Source organism: Chroococcidiopsis sp. SAG 2025, assembly GCF_032860985.1.
In the GTDB taxonomy this organism is placed as follows: domain Bacteria; phylum Cyanobacteriota; class Cyanobacteriia; order Cyanobacteriales; family Chroococcidiopsidaceae; genus Chroococcidiopsis.
The window spans coordinates 1,625,284-1,643,736 of record NZ_JAOCNC010000001.1; the positions used below are offsets into that span (position 1 = coordinate 1,625,284).

General features: G+C 45.3%; 16 protein-coding genes. 10 read left to right on the forward strand and 6 right to left on the reverse strand.

Annotated features, from left to right (window positions below; genetic code table 11):
* The first annotated feature begins 12 nt into the window (after positions 1-12).
* Entirely contained in the window at positions 13-1,617 is a 1,605-nt protein-coding gene (gene murJ, locus N4J56_RS07790) for a murein biosynthesis integral membrane protein MurJ (protein WP_317105941.1), read from the forward strand.
* An 84-nt stretch (positions 1,618-1,701) separates the two neighbouring features.
* Here the strand turns inward: murJ and N4J56_RS07795 are convergent, their stop codons facing one another.
* Positions 1,702-2,010: a DUF3181 family protein gene (locus N4J56_RS07795; RefSeq protein ID WP_192153397.1), complete on the reverse strand. Its 309-nt coding sequence runs from the start codon at positions 2,008-2,010 to the stop codon at positions 1,702-1,704.
* A gap of 121 nt (positions 2,011-2,131) precedes the next feature.
* Positions 2,132-2,404, reverse strand: a complete 273-nt coding sequence (locus N4J56_RS07800) for a 2TM domain-containing protein (protein WP_317105942.1) — start codon at positions 2,402-2,404, stop codon at positions 2,132-2,134.
* 225 nt (positions 2,405-2,629) lie between these two features.
* Here N4J56_RS07800 and N4J56_RS07805 point away from each other — a divergent pair, with 225 nt between their 5' ends.
* From N4J56_RS07805 to N4J56_RS07815, 3 genes are all read left to right on the forward strand, one after another.
* A complete protein-coding gene (locus tag N4J56_RS07805) occupies positions 2,630-3,676 on the forward strand; it encodes a response regulator (RefSeq protein WP_317105943.1) in 1,047 nt (348 codons plus the stop codon).
* Complete coding sequence (locus N4J56_RS07810) at positions 3,637-4,254, forward strand: response regulator (RefSeq protein ID WP_317105944.1); 618 nt, start codon at positions 3,637-3,639, stop codon at positions 4,252-4,254. The genes N4J56_RS07805 and N4J56_RS07810 overlap by 40 nt, the downstream gene beginning before the upstream one ends.
* A 130-nt stretch (positions 4,255-4,384) precedes the next feature.
* Positions 4,385-5,935 (forward strand): response regulator, encoded by a 1,551-nt coding sequence (locus N4J56_RS07815; RefSeq protein WP_317105945.1) that lies wholly within the window; start codon positions 4,385-4,387, stop codon positions 5,933-5,935.
* A 27-nt stretch (positions 5,936-5,962) separates the two neighbouring features.
* Here the strand turns inward: N4J56_RS07815 and N4J56_RS07820 are convergent, their stop codons facing one another.
* Both N4J56_RS07820 and rpe read right to left on the reverse strand, forming a co-directional pair.
* Positions 5,963-6,202 (reverse strand): hypothetical protein, encoded by a 240-nt coding sequence (locus N4J56_RS07820; RefSeq protein WP_317105946.1) that lies wholly within the window; start codon positions 6,200-6,202, stop codon positions 5,963-5,965.
* A gap of 205 nt (positions 6,203-6,407) precedes the next feature.
* Complete coding sequence (rpe, locus tag N4J56_RS07825) at positions 6,408-7,115, reverse strand: ribulose-phosphate 3-epimerase (protein ID WP_410500451.1); 708 nt, start codon at positions 7,113-7,115, stop codon at positions 6,408-6,410.
* A gap of 278 nt (positions 7,116-7,393) precedes the next feature.
* On the opposite strand from rpe, the gene hslO reads away from it, so the two are divergent.
* The 5 genes from hslO to N4J56_RS07850 all read left to right on the forward strand — a co-directional run bounded on the left by hslO (position 7,394) and on the right by N4J56_RS07850 (position 13,977).
* On the forward strand, positions 7,394-8,290 hold the full coding sequence (gene hslO, locus N4J56_RS07830) for an Hsp33 family molecular chaperone HslO (protein WP_317105948.1): 897 nt from the start codon (positions 7,394-7,396) through the stop codon (positions 8,288-8,290).
* A 235-nt stretch (positions 8,291-8,525) separates the two neighbouring features.
* A complete protein-coding gene (locus N4J56_RS07835) occupies positions 8,526-10,670 on the forward strand; it encodes a chromosome segregation ATPase (RefSeq protein WP_317105949.1) in 2,145 nt (714 codons plus the stop codon).
* Between the two features lie 4 nt (positions 10,671-10,674).
* Positions 10,675-12,294: a gamma-glutamyltransferase gene (gene ggt / locus N4J56_RS07840; RefSeq protein WP_317105950.1), complete on the forward strand. Its 1,620-nt coding sequence runs from the start codon at positions 10,675-10,677 to the stop codon at positions 12,292-12,294.
* A 369-nt stretch (positions 12,295-12,663) separates the two neighbouring features.
* Positions 12,664-13,173, forward strand: a complete 510-nt coding sequence (locus tag N4J56_RS07845) for a helix-turn-helix domain-containing protein (RefSeq protein WP_317105951.1) — start codon at positions 12,664-12,666, stop codon at positions 13,171-13,173.
* 6 nt (positions 13,174-13,179) lie between these two features.
* The gene (locus N4J56_RS07850) at positions 13,180-13,977 is read left to right on the forward strand and encodes a PIN domain-containing protein (RefSeq protein WP_317105952.1); all 798 of its coding nucleotides are present in this window, start codon (positions 13,180-13,182) and stop codon (positions 13,975-13,977) included.
* Between the two features lie 10 nt (positions 13,978-13,987).
* Here N4J56_RS07850 and N4J56_RS07855 read toward each other — a convergent pair whose 3' ends face one another.
* Together N4J56_RS07855 and N4J56_RS07860 are read right to left on the reverse strand one after the other, a co-directional pair.
* The gene (locus tag N4J56_RS07855) at positions 13,988-14,926 is read right to left on the reverse strand and encodes an isopenicillin N synthase family dioxygenase (RefSeq protein ID WP_317105953.1); all 939 of its coding nucleotides are present in this window, start codon (positions 14,924-14,926) and stop codon (positions 13,988-13,990) included.
* A gap of 191 nt (positions 14,927-15,117) precedes the next feature.
* The gene (locus N4J56_RS07860; protein WP_317105954.1) at positions 15,118-16,530 is read right to left on the reverse strand and encodes an AtzE family amidohydrolase; all 1,413 of its coding nucleotides are present in this window, start codon (positions 16,528-16,530) and stop codon (positions 15,118-15,120) included.
* A 201-nt stretch (positions 16,531-16,731) separates the two neighbouring features.
* On the opposite strand from N4J56_RS07860, the gene N4J56_RS07865 reads away from it, so the two are divergent.
* A complete protein-coding gene (locus N4J56_RS07865; protein WP_317105955.1) occupies positions 16,732-18,426 on the forward strand; it encodes an NAD(P)H-quinone oxidoreductase subunit 4 in 1,695 nt (564 codons plus the stop codon).
* The last annotated feature ends 27 nt before the right edge of the window (positions 18,427-18,453 follow it).

Below are 18,453 nucleotides of genomic sequence, written 5' to 3' on the forward strand. Positions count from 1 at the left end.
TCCCTATTTCTTGTGTCTAATCAACAGAAATCTCGAACTTTAGCTGGAATTGCGGGGATTGTTGCGATCGCAACCCTGCTGAGTAAATTAGTTGCCTTGTTCCGCCAACAGGCGATCGCGGCGGCTTTCGGTACGGGTATAGCTGCTAATGCCTACAACTATGCCTATATCATTCCTAGTTTCTTTTTAATCTTGCTGGGAGGTGTGAATGGTCCGATCCACACCACGATTGTCAGCATCTTAGAAAAGCGTAGCAAACAGGAAGCCGCTCCCCTAGTGGAAAGCATCACGACTCTAGTTAGCGGAGTGTTGTTGCTCGTATCCATCGCCCTGTTCTTGTCGGCGGATGGATTAATTTATTTGGTGGGTCCGCAATTGAGCCAGACAGCCCACGCGATCGCTGCCGAGCAATTACGAATTATGTCGCCGATGATTTTACTGTCGGGATTAATTGGGATTGGTTTTGGCACGCTCAATACTGCCAATCAATACTGGTTGCTGTCTCTCAGTCCCGTACTTTCTAGCATCACGATTATTTTAGGGTTGGGAATCTTATATTTATCCTTGGGGAGCCAAATAATTTCTCCTGCTTATGTGGCAATTGGAGGGCAAGTTTTAGCCTGGGGAACGCTAGCAGGGGCATTATTTCAGTGGATTGTACAACTCATCGTGCAGTGGCGATTACGACTTGGTACGCTGCGGCTGCGGTTCGATTTTCGCTCTCCTGGCGTGCAGCAAGCAGTTAAGTTGATGGCTCCGGCTGTTTTTGCTTCTGGGATGCTACAAATTAATTTGTTCACCGATTATTTCTTTGCTTCCGGCATTCCTGGGGCTGCTGCTGCTTTCAACTACGCTAACTTGATCGTTCAGACTCCCCTCGGCATCATTTCCAATGTCATTTTGCTCCCCTTATTTACAATTCTCTCTCGGCTTGCCGATCCGTTGGAGTGGCACAATCTGAAATCGCGACTGCGCCAGGGATTGATTCTAACGGCTCTCACGATGCTGCCTTTAGGAGCTTTGTTTGCGGCTCTAGCGATGCCAATCGTCCGAATCGTTTACGAACGCGGAGCCTTTCAACAAGATGATTCGCAACTCGTAGCTTCAATTTTAGTTGCCTACGGCATTGGTATGTTTGTCTACTTAGGGCGCGATGTCTTAGTACGAGTATTTTACGCCTTGGGAGATGGAGAAACGCCCTTCCGCGTTGGTTTGTTAAACATATTTCTCAACGCTCTACTAGATTTTATCCTCATCAAACCTTTTGGCGCGCCTGGAATTACACTGGCAACAGTAGGAGTCAATACGATTTCGACGCTGGTGTTTTTGGGTATCTTGCATCGTAAACTCCACGGCTTACCATTGCGGCAATGGAGTTTACCCATTTTAGGTTTAATTGCCAGTGGTTTTACCGCAGGAGTCGCTAGCTGGGGGACTCTTTGGAGTTTGCAACATTTCTTCGGTAGTCAGGGTTTAGTTTTACTACTGCTGCAAACGATCGCTTCTGGGTTAGTAGGCATAGGAATTTTTGCCCTCATCGCCACTAGAATGAAATTGCCAGAAATCGATTTTTTAGTGGCTCGGTTGACTAAAAGGGGAGTCGGGAGTAGGGAGTAGGGAGTTGGGGAGACAAGGGGACAAGGGGACAAGGGGAACAAGGGAGCAACTACCAACTACCCATTACCTATTACCAATTACCAATTACATTTCATCTTGATACTTCTCCAAAATCTCCATCAAGTCAGTTTGACCTCGGGCTGGTATCAAGTCAATTAGGGGGATTTCTTTTTTCCCACCCCCAAGTTTAACGGGAATATTTTGTAAAACTTGCTGGACTCGATCTTCGGAGAGCGATCGCGCCGTCAAAATGGGATAGAGTTGTTCGGCAAGCAGGGTATGAAGTTTGGCATCAGCAAGATAAAGATGCCATTTGGCGATATCTATATATACGTTTTCGCCGATTTCAGCTGCGATCGCTTCAATAACTTCTGAAGTACTTTGTTTAGCCATAAAACTTAACTTCCTTCTATTTAAGACGGGTAAGGGGTAGTTGGCAAGTTGTGAGTTCTTCCCGACTCCCGACTCCCTTTCTTCACTAATAACTAATAACTGACAACTGATAACTGACTCTCTAGGTAGATTTGGGTGGTGTATCTGGCGCAGTGGATTCAGAATAGTTGGCGATCGCGGCAATGTAAATTAAATGTCCTAATAATACAGTTGCCCATCCTCCTGTTAACCAAGGCAACCACGCCCAAGTTGTGGTTTTGAGAATGTGGACAAACCACAGACCGGAATTTATGGCAGCGAAAATCGCTACGTGGGTAGCAAAGTTCATGCGATCGTCTAAACGTCGATAGGCAGGATCGCGGCGGTCTGGTTTACGGGGCCAACGAGGAGGCATGTGTTTGCTGTTCACCGATTGAGTTGTCTATATTTTATCGACTTCTTGCTGCGGATAGTAAGTCTCGATGCCAAACTGGGCAAACTAAACCTGAAGTACGAAACTCTCTCAAAACCAAATTTAAGTTCTATGGAGACAGTCATTTCTACAAAAATGCTCGTTTGCCGCTATTGATAATGAGCCAAATAAGAATTTATTGAATTTAGGCAATTTAAGGTATCACTCATGAAAAAGATCTTAGTTATAGAGGACGAGCGTTTGGTTAGAGATAACATCCTAGACTGTTTGGAAGATGGAGGCTATGAGGTTGTCGGAGTTGATAACGGTCAAGTTGGTCTAGACTGGGCAAGCGAACACAAACCCGATCTGATTTTGTGCGATGTGATGCTGCCAGAGTTAGATGGATACGAAGTCTTGCGATCGCTCCGTCAAGAACCAACCACTGCACTGCTGCCGTTTATTTTTCTCTCTGCCAAGGTGGAAAAAGCTGAGATCCGTCATGGCATGAACTTGGGAGCCGACGATTACATTACAAAACCCTTCACTCCCGACGAACTATTAGATACGGTGGCGGCGCGGCTGAAAAGACGGGATGCGATCGTCCAATATGCAGAACTTTTGCAGGCTTCCCTATTCAACAGCGATCGGATTTCGCTCGAACCTCAACCGATGATGAGCGCTCCTCCCACGCCTGTACCAGCTCAATACCAAGATTTCAACGCTTTTGCTAAGGAACTAGCAGCACTCCAATCAGCTCAATTTACTGGCAAATTAAATGTTAAAAGTGCTACGGCTCAGTCTTGGGACTTTTACTTGCATCAAGGGCGCTTGTTGTACGCTACAGGAGGGATGCATTTAGCGCGGCGCTGGCAGCGGCATGTTTCGACTTACTGTCCCCAAGTTCAACTGACTCAATTAAATTTACCAGCCGAGCTTTTTACTAGACCTGCTTGGGAATATCAATTACTTGGCTTGTTACTGAAACAACAACAGATCGGTCGCGAACACATTGCTCCAATAGTGCGCGATTGTGTTGTCGAAGTCCTGTTTGACATGATGCAGGCAGAGCAAGTCAATTATCAAAAATCAGAACAAGCCTTGCCTTTACAACTCCTTGCCTTAGAGTGGGAACAAGTCTTCACACCAGCCCAAAAACTGTGGCAAGGTTGGCAATCGAGCAATCTAACCTCGCTTCTACCCAACTATGCCCCCCTGTCAAACAGCCAGAAGCATTGCAACAACAAACTTCACCAGCTGTCTACCGTCAACTGACAGCAGTACTCGATGGCAAGCGATCGCTGCGCGAACTCGCAGTATTGATGAAGCGTCAAGCTGCCGAAGTTGCTGTGTCTCTCTTACCCTACTTCCAATCCAAGATTGTCGAACTAGTCCAACTGCCTGACCTACCACTACCGCACGCAGCCACCGCACAACCTGCAACACTACCGACATCAGCTGCACCTGCCACATCAGCAGCAGCCAAATCGCTCCTGATTGCTTGTATCGATGACAGCCCTCTCGTCTGTCAAACTATGGATCAAATGCTGTCCAACGCAGGCTATCAGGTGTTAACAATTCAAGATCCCCTACGAGCAATCTCAACTTTATTGACGCGCAAGCCGGATTTAATTTTCTTAGATCTGGTTATGCCCAACTTGAACGGCTATGAAATTAGCTCGCGACTGCGTAAGATTGCAGCTTTCCGCGACACGCCGATTGTCATTCTTAGTGGTAATGCGATCGACCGCGCTCAAGCGCAAGCAGCAGGAGTCTCGGATTACCTAGAAAAACCCGTACAAACAGAAAAGTTATTGCAAATGATTGGCAAACACATTTCTGTAGGCAGCTGAAGAGAAAAGTCGTAGGTCGTAAGTCGTAAGTTAGAAATCTCTCGCTTCCTCTCACGCACCACGCACCACGCACCACTCTCCACTGATAACTGATAACTGAGACTGGCATGAGATCCGCAGGTAGAGCGAAATGACAAAGATTCTGGTCATCGAAGACGAGCAGGCAGTTAGAGAAAATATTACCGAGCTATTAGCAACAGAGGGATACGAAATCGTTGCAGCAGAGAACGGTCACGTTGGTATTACCTGGGCTTGGGAACATAAACCCGATCTGATTTTGTGCGATGTAATGATGCCGGAATTAGACGGCTATGAAGTGTTAAAGTTGCTGCGCGAAGAACCAACTACAGCGCTGATGCCTTTCATTTTTCTCTCAGCCAAAGCAGATAAAACTCATTTGCGCCAAGGGATGGAATTAGGTGCTGATGATTACCTAACTAAACCGTTCTCAAAAAAAGATTTACTAGGGGCGATCGCCGCGCGATTAAAAAAGCAAACAGCAATACGCCAACCGGAACCATCCCACGACGAACATCATGGCGATCGCGACAACGCGAATATTTTTGTTGCCGAGTTTCTTTCGCTCAAGTCAGCTCAAGTGACTGGCAGATTATCTGTCACCTGTACTTCAGGACATGAGTGGATTTTTTATCTGTACTCTGGTCGAGTTTTATATGCCACTGGTGGGGTACATCCCATCCGTAGATGGCAGAGACAGATAGTCACGTACTGCCCGCAAATTTCACTCAAGCAGATGAAGTTACCAACCGAGCTTGCTGGCTCGGCATGGGAGTATCAGGTGTTGGGTTTGTGGCTCAAGCAACAACAGATTAGCTCTAAGCAGGTGACGCAGATCTTACGCAGTAGCATTACGGAAGTACTCTTTGACATTCTACAGACTGGACAAGTTGTCAAGTACCAAGTACAGGTCGGCAATCCTCTCGGATGGCAATTGTTATTGGTTGATGTCGAACAAGCTCTAGCGATAGCTTACCAACAGTTGCACAGGTGGCAGCACGCCAATTTGGGACATATTTCTCCCAATAAAGCACCAACACTCAAACAGCCAGAATCACTGCAACAAAAGACCTCTGCTACAACTTACCGTCAATTGACTGCACTGCTGGATGGAAGGCGGACGCTACGCGATTTAGCCGTACTCATGAAGCGTCAAGTTTTAGAATTATCCCACACTTTATTACCCTACCTTCAGGACGATATGGTGGAACTGGCAGACATTCCCGATCTGCCTATGCCTACGGCTGAAGAGATTGTATTAGAACCACCAGTTACACCGATAGCACTGAAACCGACGATCGCGTGTATTGATGACAGTCCCTTGGTCTGCGAGGTGATGCGAAACATTATTACGGATGCGGGCTATCAGTTTTTAGACATTCAAGATCCCTTGCGAGCACTCGCGACTTTGTTAAGTCAAAAACCAGACATGATCTTTTTAGATCTCGTCATGCCAAAACTGAATGGTTATGAAATTTGCACGCGCATCCGTAGGATTAATGCGTTCCGCGACACGCCGATCGTCATTCTCAGCGGTAATTTGATCGATCGCGTGCGGGCGATGGTCGTGGGTGCATCCGACTGTCTGGACAAACCCGTGCAAGCTGATGCAGTCGTGAAATTGATTCACAAGCATCTATCCGCGTCAGAGCGATCGACCTAGCTCGACTTTTGCTGGAATTTTGACAATTTAAGGTGAAATAACTTCTGCAACTTCGTCTTCTGCTAAACTCCAATCTTCAAAATATTCGTAAACTTCAGACAAACTTCCCAAACCATCAACCGCGCTTTCCAAAGCTTGAAAATAAGCTGCTGTAGCTTCTGCGGATTCAGTCGAAGTATTCCAGCTCAAAATTTCATCAGTTTTGGTTTGCAGCTTGGTAATCAAATGAAGTTGTTGAATCAGGATTTGCTCTAATCGGTCGTTCATAAATTCGATCTAACGCGAGCAGTGAATAGCAATTTCGATTTTACAAGTAGGGAATTAATATAAAGTTAAGAACAGGCAATCCCGAATATATTACTGATTTAGATATAGCCGCTTTCAAAAAGTATATATAGTAGCAGGGGCGCACGCTGTACGCCCCTACGATTGAAATGTATTGCAATTCTAATCAGAAGAAATGCTATGTTTTCTAAACGGTTGCCAACTCAGGTGCGGGACGCTTGCTATTACGAATGCCTGCGATCGCCTCAGCATAATCTTTAGCTTTGAACACTGCCGAACCAGCGACGATCGCATTTGCACCTGCTTCTAGCACCTGCCAGGTGTTGCTACCTTTTAAGCCGCCATCAACCTCGATCCAAGGATCTAAACCGCGATCGTCGCACATTTGGCGCAGTTTGCGGATTTTGGGTACGACTGCGGGAATAAAGCTTTGTCCGCCAAAACCAGGGTTAACGCTCATGATTAGGACTAAATCGCAAAGTTCCAGCACGTATTCAATCAGTTCTAATGGTGTAGAAGGATTGAGGACGACCCCTGCTTGTTTCCCTAATTCTCGAATTTGACCGAGCGTACGATGGAGGTGAGGGGAAGCATTATGCTCGGCATGGACGGAGATAATATCAGCTCCGGCTTTGGCAAAATCTTCAACGTACTTCTCTGGCTCCACGATCATTAAGTGGACATCCAAAGGTTTTTGGGTCACTGGGCGAATCGCTTCGACAATCAGCGGACCAATAGTGATGTTAGGCACGAATCGACCGTCCATGACATCAACGTGAATCCAGTCAGCTCCAGCTTCGTCAACAGCTTTAATCTCAGCTCCCAGACGGCTAAAATCTGCTGACAGTATCGATGGAGCAATAACAGTTTGCTTTTTGGATGGCGTTTGGGTCATGGTTGGGGATTCTCCTGCTTCCTCTGTTGTCAGCATTTTAACAAAATGTTTAGTTTTCCCCCAAGTGTCAATAAGAAAAAATTACTATGGCGTTTCTATGTGAGTCATGAAACATTCGTGAAGGTTGTCATCGGTCATCGGTCATTGGTCTCTCTACTTGAATTTGACGAACCTGCGATCGCTAGCCAGGAAAGCCGTACTTCACCCCTCAACCTTTTACCGTATCGCCAATCTAGAATAAATAGAGTAGCATTCGTAAAGAATTGTAAGGTTTTCTCATGGCAGATCGGTTAATTCGTGCCACAGCCGCCGATGGGGGAATTCGCGCTGTCGGCGTTATCACCACCAAGCTGACTGAAGAGGCAAGAAAACGGCATGAACTTTCCTATGTGGCGACGGCAGCGCTAGGACGTACTATGTCTGCTGGGTTGTTATTTGCTTCTAGCATGAAACGCCCTGATTCGCGAGTCAATATTCGGGTCAAAGGTAATGGTCCATTAGAGGGGATTCTAGTCGATGCAGGTTTAGACGGTACGGTAAGAGGTTATGTCGGCAATCCCGCGATCGAACTACCACCAAACGATCGCGGTAAATTGGATGTTGGCGGTGCTGTGGGTTCAGAGGGTTATCTCTACGTCGTACGCGATGTTGGCTATGGCTATCCCTACTCCAGCACGGTAGAGCTAATATCGGGAGAGATTGGCGACGACTTGTCTCACTACCTAGCTACGTCAGAACAAACACCGTCAGCGTTAGTATTAGGCGTATTTGTTGGCGCTACAGGAGTGACAGCAGCAGGAGGATTGCTGATTCAAGTTTTGCCCAAAGCAGCCCGCGATGAAGCTTTAGTACAAACATTAGAATCAAGAATTGCTCAGCTAGCAGGATTCACGCCCTTACTCCAAGCTGGAAAGACCTTACCGCAAATTTTCGAGCAACTGTTAGGAGATATGAATTTGGAGATTTTTCCAGAATCTCAGTTAGTGCGCTTTTACTGTGGTTGTTCTTTCGATCGCGTTCTAGGAGCGCTGAAAATTCTAGGTGAGGCAGAATTGCAAGACATGATCGCCAAAGATGACGGAGCCGAAGCCACATGTCATTTTTGCGGACAAGTTTACAAAGCCAGCAGCAATCAGTTAGAGCAGTTGATTTTGGATTTACGGGCAGAGTCTTAATTTAGGGAGCAGGGAGTCGGGAGTCGGGAATCGGGGAAAGAGAGCTTCGGGGACAGAGGAGCAGAGGAAGCAAGGGAGCAGGGAAGCAACAACTGTCAAGTGTAAACCGTCAACAAATGACGAATGACAAATGACGAATGACAAATGACAAATGACAAATGACCAATATAGGATGACAATGAATGTGCTTAGCAGGCAAAATCAAGCATAGTACTTAAGATATTGGGTGCGAGCAATGAGCGATCGGAGTATGCCAGAGGATTGGTCTGTGAGTCAGCCGCCAGCAAAGGGAGACAATAGCGATCGGTCTCATACCCAACATTCTGTAGACTCCTCTGCTCAATACCCAACGGATCGCGAGCTGTCTCAATACCTGTCCCAGCAAAGGCACAATTCAGAAGTCATGCCACAATCACCATCGAACTCATCACAATCTGGTAGCGTTTCCCCTTCACCAGCTACAGACGGTAAGTTGTGGTCTAGCGTACCACCATCAGGAGAACCGCCAACTGGAGTCGGACGCAGGCGGTGGTGGAAACACTGGATGCCGTGGGCAGCTCTGGCGGCATTGGGAGCTAACGGAGTGGCGATCGTCGCCATGACGATGTTATTTAAGTTACCATCTGCACCTAATTGTCCGGCAATTTTTTGGCCTCTGGCTTCAGGGACGGTGCGGTTGCATTGCGCTCAAGTCGCAGCGGCGAAACGAACTGTACCAGATTTAATGGCAGCGATCGCCTTAGTAAAGCCTCTACCACAAAACCATCCTTTAAGTCAAGAAATCGATCAGGGTTTAGCAGAGTGGACGCAAGAATTACTCGCCTTAGCGGAGGAAAAGTTTCAAGCCGGACAGCTATCGGAAGCGATCGCGATCGCCTCTGATATTCCGTCAGATATCTCTACAGCTACTACCGTCCCAACGCAAATTGAAAAATGGAAATCGATTTGGGCGGAAGCAGAAAAAATTTATGCTGAAGCTGAGTCTCAAATACCAAAAGAAAACTGGTATCGGGCTTCAATGGCAGCAGTACGTTTGCTCAATGTCGGTAACAATTATTGGGCAAATACGAAATACGAAGAATTAAAATATGCGATCGCCACTGCTCGGGAAGATGGCGGGAGATTGGGAAAAATTCAAAACTTAGTCAATCGAGGCAGAGCTGATGATTTTCTGGCTGCCATACAGCAGATTCAAGCAATTGAAGCAGGTAGCTATTTCTATCAGAAAGCTCAAGCACTGATTCCCGATATCGGGCGCAAAATGCTCGATTTGGCTCAGGAAACTTTAGATAAAAGAGATGTAGACAAAGCTGTTGAAGTTGCCAGTCAAATTCCCGCTGTTGCCAAATTAGAAACAGAAGTTCAAGACTTTATTGTCCTCGCCGAGGCGCATCGGAGCGCTTTCGTCGGTACTGTCTCTAGCATAGAAGCGGCAATTGCCGAAGCGCAAAAAATTGGTCTAGACCGTCCTCTTTACTATAAAGCCCAAGATACGATCGCCCGTTGGCAACTAGAAATTGAAGACGTGCAGCATCTAGCAAAAGCGCGCAATCTGGCTCAACCAGGGGCAGTGACCGATTTAAATGCAGCGATCGCTGAAGCTTTGATGATTCCAGACTCGAATCCCCGTGCTGCTGAAGCCAAGCGAGAAATAGACGGCTGGCGGCGACGGATACAAACATTTGAAGATCAACCTTACCTCAACCGTGCCGACGAGTTAGTCGTTGAAGGCGATGTCGTCGCTTTACAAGCAGCAGTTGATGAAGCGAGTAAAATTGGTGAAGGACGCGCGCTTTATGGCGAAGCTCGTAAGCGAATTCGCAACTGGACGCGCCAGATCCAAACAATTGAAGACCAGCCATTCTTAGACCAAGCACGAGACTTGGCAAATAACGGCAATTTACCAGCGGCGATCGCTGCTGCTGGGCAAATTGGTGCGGGACGGGCGCTACATGAAACAGCGCAGGCAGAAGTTAAGGAATGGCAAACTCAACTTCAGGCGGAACAAGATTGGCGCGAAGCACAGCAAGTTGCTTTGCAGAATACTCCCGATGCATTGGCACAAGCAATTCGGCTGGCGGATCGGGTTCCTAACAGCAATTCCTTACGATTGGATGTGAATCCAGCAATTAATAACTGGGGCGATCGCTTGTTGCGATTAGCACAAGACCAAGGGACGTATAATCCGCAAGCAGGCATCGATATAGCCCGCAAAATTCCGCGCAGCAGCAGTGCCTACGGAGCCGCTCAATCTCAGATTGGCGAGTGGCAGAGAATTTTGAACCCTCCTCCCCCCGAACCGCTTCCCAGCCTCGATAGCACCACACCGAGTCCGACAAATCTGGAGAATTCCGAACCGAATGTAGATTCTAATAACTAGTGCCATGACTGCATTTAGTAACGGCATAGTCACAACTCCTCATTATCTTGCTTCCCAAGCGGGTTTAGAGATACTTCAGCAAGGGGGAAATGCCGTAGATGCCGCGATCGCTGCTGCTGCTACGCTAACAGTAGTTTATCCCCATATGAATAGTTTGGGTGGCGATAATTTTTGGTTAATTTATAATGCCAAAGAGCGAGAATTAAAAGGTTTGAATGCTAGCGGTCGAGCGGGAGAAAAGGCAACAATTGATTTTTATCAGTCTCAAGGTTATGACAGAATTCCTTTTAGAGGTTATTTATCTGCAAATACCGTACCTGGAGCAGTATCTGGCTGGGATTTAGCCTATAAATACGCTCAAGCAACCATAAATAATTCTTTACCTTGGCAGCAACTTTTTGCTTCTGCAATTAAGTTTTCTGCAGCTGGTTTTCCAACCTCTCAAAATCAAGAACGCTGGACTCAAATAAGTATTGATGAAGAGAAAGAGTTTTTTAATTTACAAAGATTCTCTGGTTTTCGGCAGATCTATTTGAAATCTGATGGAACAATTTACCAAACAGGTGAAATATTTGAACAACCGCACTTAGCTAAAAGTTTAGTAGCAATCGCCTCTCAAGGTGCAACAGAATTTTATCAAGGGGCAATTGCCCGAAGGATAGTTGCAGATTTACAGGAGAATGGAGGAATCTTAACTCTGCAAGATTTTGCGGAACATACTGCTAACTGGGTAGAACCAATTTCAGTCAATTATCGCGATTATATCGCTTATAACTTACCACCCAACACTCAAGGAATTGCTTCTTTATCGATTTTAAATATCTTAAATAATTTCGATGTAACAAGTTTTGGAGAAGGAACGACAGATTACTATCATTTGATTGTAGAAGCAACCAAACAAGCATTTAGCGATCGCGATAAATATGTAAGCGATCCTGACTTTGTAAATATTCCTTTAGATTGGCTACTATCTTCAGAACGCGGTAAAGAACTGGCAGCACAGATTAACTTGCAGCAAGCCGCTAACCAAGTACAACCTCTCGATCCAAAAGGCGATACAATTTGGTTGGGAGTCGTGGATAAAGATGGTAACGCCGTCTCTTTAATTCAAAGTATTTACTACGAATTTGGTTCGGGTATAGTTGCAGGTGATACAGGCATTTTATTACAAAACAGAGGCTGTTTTTTCTCCTTAGATCCGCAGCATATAAATTCTTTACAACCTAAAAAACGTACTTTTCAGACGTTAAACCCTGCCATGTTATTGCAAAATCGCAAACCGTATTTAGTCTACGGTACGATGGGAGGAGAAGGACAACCTCAAACTCAAGCTGCGATCGCAACTCGAATTGTCGATTTTGGTTTTAATGTCGAAGAGGCAATTTCTGCACCAAGATGGTTGCAAGGACGTACTTGGGGAGTTGCTACCAATGAACTTAAAATTGAAGGTAGAGTCTCAGCAGAGATTGTTCGAGAATTAAGCGATCGCGGTCACTCTGTTAAAGTTGTTGAAGATTATACAGATGTGATGGGACACGCTGGGGCGATTTTAATCGACGCTGAAACTAATATAAAATACGGTGCTGCCGATCCGAGAAGTGATGGCGCTGCTGTAGGGTATTAATTGAAACTTCTTGCTGCTCTGATATGTCCAAAGTAGCAGCCAGATCCATGCTACAGAGCGTACCATGACAGCACCAGAATGCTGCGATCGTGCTTCTATGACATCCTTGACAGAACTGGGTTCGATTATTGCGTATTTTGCGAATATTGCATTTATAGCAACATAGAGCTAGTATATAAGAGTCAGATTTTCCGTATTATTACGGTTTTATTACATCAAGTAGTTAATCATAGTACATATGCATGCCCATCTACCTATTAACAATATTTACAAGCATTCAAACAAGGTTGTGCGGTTAAAGCAATTCGAGTTTTGGGTACTCGAAACTCTTAGCAGTGGATTTATTTAAGCTACATAAAATTATTGTTGGTGACAGTATTAGAGCTTAAGAAAGCTTATATAAAGATGTCGAAAAAACAAAACACTCCTGTAAAACTATCTGCCGCAGCAAAAGATGTACGCTCAATTGAGCAACTGAATCGCTTATTCAACGAGGGAACATCACAGCCACGACTAATAGGAAGTAATGGAGAAGAAATTTTTCTGCCTGAATCTGTCTATCAAGCACTGCGCCAAGTTGTAAGCGCAATGGCAACTGGACAAGCTGTGTCCTTGATTCCTGAAGATTGCGAAATGACTACACAAGAAGCCGCCGAGCTACTTAACGTATCGCGCCCTTACCTGATTAAACTATTAGAAGAAGGAAAAATACCTTTTATTACAGTAGGTAAGCATCGACGAATTCGTTCTCAAGACTTGATGGAATACAAGAAAGGAAGAGACTCTCAGCGTCGGAAAAACCTTCGCGAACTAACTAATTTTCTTCAATCAGAAGGCTACTATGAATACAATATAAAAGATTCTGACTGTGAAGAGTAAAAAGTAGTGACTCAATCGGTACTTTTAGATTCTTGTGTGATTTTTCCCATGCCTTTATCTGACACGCTACTGCGTGCTGCTGAAGCAGATTTATACCGCATTCACTACTCCCAAGAAATTTTAGACGGTGCAACGCGGAACTTAATAAAAAAGGGAAAAATGACACCAGAGAAAGCAGTTCGCTTTCAGCAACAGATTATAAAAACTTTTCCCGAAGGGTTGGTTCAAGTTCCTGAAGCTTTAATAAGTGTGATGACTAATCACGCTGGAGATCGTCATGTTTTGGCTGCTGCTATAGCTGCAAAAGCTGAAGTTATTGTCACGACTAATCTGAAGCATTTTCGTCCAAAAGATTTAGAATCTTGGAATATTGAAGCACAGCACCCAGATACTTTTTTGATGAATCTTTGCGAGGTTTACGGTGAGAATTCACTAATTGAATTACTTTGGGAACAAGCTGAAGATTGTAAAAAACCACCGATGACTATTATTGAATTACTTAACAAAATCAGTCATCAAACTCCAAACTTTGCTAGTGAAATCTTATTCTCTGAATATAGCCAAGATATAGAAGAAATTGCCAGACAAGCTTTAGCTCAATTTGGCACTAAATCAAGAGATGGGAGTTGCTTTTTAGAAGGAGAAAACTACAGACTTAACCTTCAAAAAGGTTGCTTGACAATAGTTGATAAATTAGGTCGAGGCGAGATATTAAAATCGAAAAATGGTATAATTGAAGGAAAATTTTTAGTAAAGGATATTGAGAGATTTCAAGTATTTGCTAAAGAAATAGAGCAAAGTTAATCTAAATTATCTAATAAGTTGCCTGCAAGCGGCTAATCAAGTAATCTTTGGCAGAAATAGAAGGATATATTGCTACTCTATCCGTACAACAACCAGGAAGACAAGCAACCTCCGTATCATCGTTAGGATGGCAGAAAAAAGCTATCGAATAACGCGATCGCTTTATTCTTTCATCTAAGGGAATCGCTACTCGATGTTTGGTAGAACAAAAAACATGATTAGTCCACCGTTGCATTAAATCTCCAGTATTTACAATTATCGTATCGGAAATTGCTGGAGCTGCAAGCCATTCTCCATCTTTGGTTTGTACTTCTAATCCACCAATATCATCTTGAAATAACAAAGTAATACTACCATAATCAGAATGTTCTCCCGCCCTTACTTGTCCTGCTTTTGGAGTTTGTTGTAATGGTGGGTAGTGTAGTAATCTCAAAGTATGAGCTTGTTCGTTATGATTGGCAATAAAAAAGTCTTCTGGAATTTGTAAAGCCAACGCAAAAGTTTGTAAAACCGTATCTGTTACTTGTACGCAAGCTTTCCAGAAATCTAATACACAATTGCGAAATTCAGCACTAAATTCTAAATTTTGAGTTAGAGATTTTAAATTTAAGTTTAAAGCTTCTTTTAAATCTCCTGGCTGACTCGGATCGAGACGTTCCCTTCCTATACCCACATAACCGCTATTATGAGATTCATCTAACCACGCTATTTGAGCTTTTGTTTCAAATGGAAGATTGAAAAATTGTTGAGATTGTATAAATAGTCGGCGAATTAGATTGGTAGAAATACCTGGGTTTTTGATATACAAAAATCCAATTTCGTGACAAGCTTGATAAACTTGTTCGACTATAGCTTGTCTTTGTGAGCGATCGCCACTTCTAAACGCTTGCAAATCAATAACTGGAATGAATTTCTGATTATTGGTCGCCAATTCGCTTTGCTTAGACATAGATAGAAACTAGTATTTAAATTTCACGTTGTCCGCAATTCTTTGTCTTAAACAACTTTTGGTTTACCGAGCAGCTACTTTGCGCCTTTGCGTCTTTGCGTGACCTTATTATGCAGTGTTTGGTAGCGAAGGAAAGCTAGAGAAGCGTTTTAATTGTTCATTTTGCTGGAGCATAGAATTGGTAGTTAGTATCAATCAACAACAGACGCAGCAATAACACCCTCAGCCTCCAACATTGCAGCCACCTGTAAAATTTTCCCTTCATTGTAAGGTGCGGCAATCAATTGCACCCCCAAAGGTAAACCATCCGGGCGCGCAACTGGTACAGATAAGACAGGTAAACCGATAAAAGATAGCGGCTGAGTAAACAACCCTAAATGGGGACGAACTAAAATTTCCCGTCCATCTAACTGAATTGTTTGTTGCCCAATGAATGGCGCAAAACAGGGTGTTGTAGGAGCTAAAATCAGATCGACGTGTTGAAAAATTGCACGAACGCGATCGCGAAACCACCGTCTAAATCTTTGCGCCTGAAGATACCAACTCGCAGGAATCATCGCCCCAGCCAAAAAGCGATCGCGGGTAGCCGGATCGAAGTCTTCAAGACGCGATCGCAAGTTCGCTAAATGCAGATTTGCCCCTTCACAGGCTGTAATCACAAAAGCCGCTGCCCTAGCGCGGTGAGCTTCTGGGATAATGACGTATTGCGTCGCATCTAAAGCTTGGGCGACTCGTTCCACAACAGCTAAAGCTTCCGGTTCTGCACCTGTCCGAAAATAATCGTCGGCAATGGCAATGCGTAACCCGTCAATATTGTATGCAGACGTACCGTTATTTTCCGCAAATATGAAGTTTTGTGTCTCTTGAGGAGGGCGTTGCGTGCAAACTGGATCGCGACTGTCCCATCCTTGCAGCACGTCAAATGCGATCGCCGCATCTCGTACAGAACGGGTAAACGTGCCAATGTGGTCGAAACTACTGGCAAATAAAAACGCTCCCGCCCGCGATAATCTCCCATAGGTGGGTTTAAGTCCGTAGACACCGCATAAAGCCGCAGGGACGCGAATAGAACCGTTGGTATCGGAACCCAGCGTCAGGGGAACCATCCCCCCAGCTACCGCCGCTGCCGATCCTCCAGAAGAACCGCCAGCAATGCGATTTGTGTCATGGGGGTTGCGGGTTGCGTCGTAGTGAGAATTTTCCGTGACAAAACCGTAGGCGTACTCATCCATATTGAGCGCCCCGACTAAAATTGCTCCGGCTTGTTTCAGTTTGGCGATCGCAGTAGCATCTTGGCTAGCGGGAGGATTGTCAGCATTGATTTTCGAGCCAGCTAGGGTCGTTATCCCAGCAATATCAAATAAATTTTTGACCGCAAAGGGAACGCCAGCTAGAACGCCTGGATCTTGCCCAGAGGCGATCGCCCGATCGATGTTCGCTGCATCTGCTAAAGCTGTTTCAGTCGTAATGGTGGTGAAGCAATTGAGTGTCTGATTCCGTGCGGCAATTCTGTCGAGGGTGGCGATCGCCACTTCTGTTGCGCTCACCTGTTGCGCGCGCACGGCTGTCGCTATGGATACGGCATCAGCAAGGTTTAAATTCATGCTCTCATCTTAAAGCAGGTTCAAACAAGCAGGTTGTACATGCGATCGCGCTTATTCGGTCTTCATACAATACTTGCTTTTGTCAATCACTTCTTTCTATAGACTTGTTTAGATAGTTGACTGGGAGAAAAATTTATTCATAAACCTTTACAAAGTTTAGTAGAATAAATTGTAAGAAATAGGTATTTATTCTTAATCGTCATGATGACGGAACACTTTCCCTGGCTAACCGCGATTGTCCTGCTACCCCTCGTAGCTTCCTTACTCATCCCCGTGCTGCCCGATCCAGATGGCAAGCGCGTGCGGTGGTATGCCTTAGGCGTGGCGATCGCGGATTTGATTCTGATGTGCTACGTTTTTTGGCAACACTACGATGCAGGCATCGCAACTTTTCAATTAGCAGAAAAGTATGCCTGGGTTCCTCAATTGGGTATAAATTGGGCTGTCTCAGTTGATGGTTTATCTGTCCCGCTCGTACTCCTAGCAGGACTGGTGACGACACTTTCAATATTTGCGGCGTGGCAAGTCGATCGCAAGCCCCGCTTATTCTATTTCCTGATGCTGGTGCTGTATTCTGCCCAGATTGGGGTGTTTGTCGCCCAAGATATATTGCTGCTATTCATTATGTGGGAGATCGAGCTAGTTCCCGTTTACCTGCTCGTCTCTATTTGGGGTGGACCGAAACGACGCTACGCAGCGACCAAGTTTCTTCTTTATACCGCACTGGCTTCTATATTTATTCTTGTTGCAGGGCTAGCGTTGGGTTTCTACGGTGGCAACCCTACCTTCGATATGGCAGCACTGGCGTTGAAAAACTATCCGCTAGCGCTAGAATTGCCGATTTACGCCGGATTGCTGATTGCTTTTGGCGTGAAGCTAGCGATTTTCCCCATGCATACTTGGTTACCTGATGCCCACGGTGAAGCATCTGCTCCCGTATCGATGGTTTTGGCGGGCGTGCTCTTGAAAATGGGCGGATACGGGTTGATTCGCTTGAATTTGGAAATGCTACCCCACGCACACATTTACTTTGCCCCAGTGCTAGCAACTGTAGGTGTGGTTAATATTATTTACGGTGCGTTGGCTTCTTTTGCTCAGTCCAATATGAAACGTCGCCTTGCCTACTCTTCTGTTTCCCATATGGGATTCGTACTACTAGGTATTGCCTCTTTTACGGATGTTGGCATCAGCGGCGCACTCCTGCAAATGCTGTCTCACGGTTTGATTGCGGCAGTTCTGTTCTTCCTCGCAGGCGTAACATACGATCGCACTCATACGTTATCAATGGAAGAAATGGGTGGTATCGCTCAGGTTATGCCCAAAGTCTTCGCTCTATTTACCATAGGTGCAATGGCATCGCTGGCACTTCCTGGAATGAGCGGCTTTGTCAGCGAGATTTCGGTCTTCGTCGGTGTGACTACAAGCGATATTTACAGCTCAACCTTCCGCACGGTGACGGTATTTTTAGCTGCTGTGGGATTGATGCTCACTCCAGTCTATTTACTTTCGATGCTACGTCAGGTATTCTACGGTTCTGGTGTAGCACCCGCCTGCGTTGTAACGAGTACTCAATTGCGGACGGATTATCAGGATAGTCAAGAAGCTGTCTGCTTCGGAACTGATTGCGTGTTACCTGGAGAGGCAAGATTTGGCGACGCTAGACCGCGTGAAGTGTTCATTGCTGTCTCGTTCCTGGTGCTAATTATTGGTATTGGGTTATATCCCAAGCTGGCGACCCAGATGTATGATGTCAAGACGGTTGCGGTTAACGCCCAGATCCGCGAATCTTACGTCCAAATTGCTCAGAGCAATCCTCGCATTTATGCTAGCGGCTTCTTGGCTCCTCGGATCGATAAACCTGAACTCGCTACTGTGCCGACGGGTGTTTTGAAGTGATTTGATTTTGTACTCCTGTTTATAAGC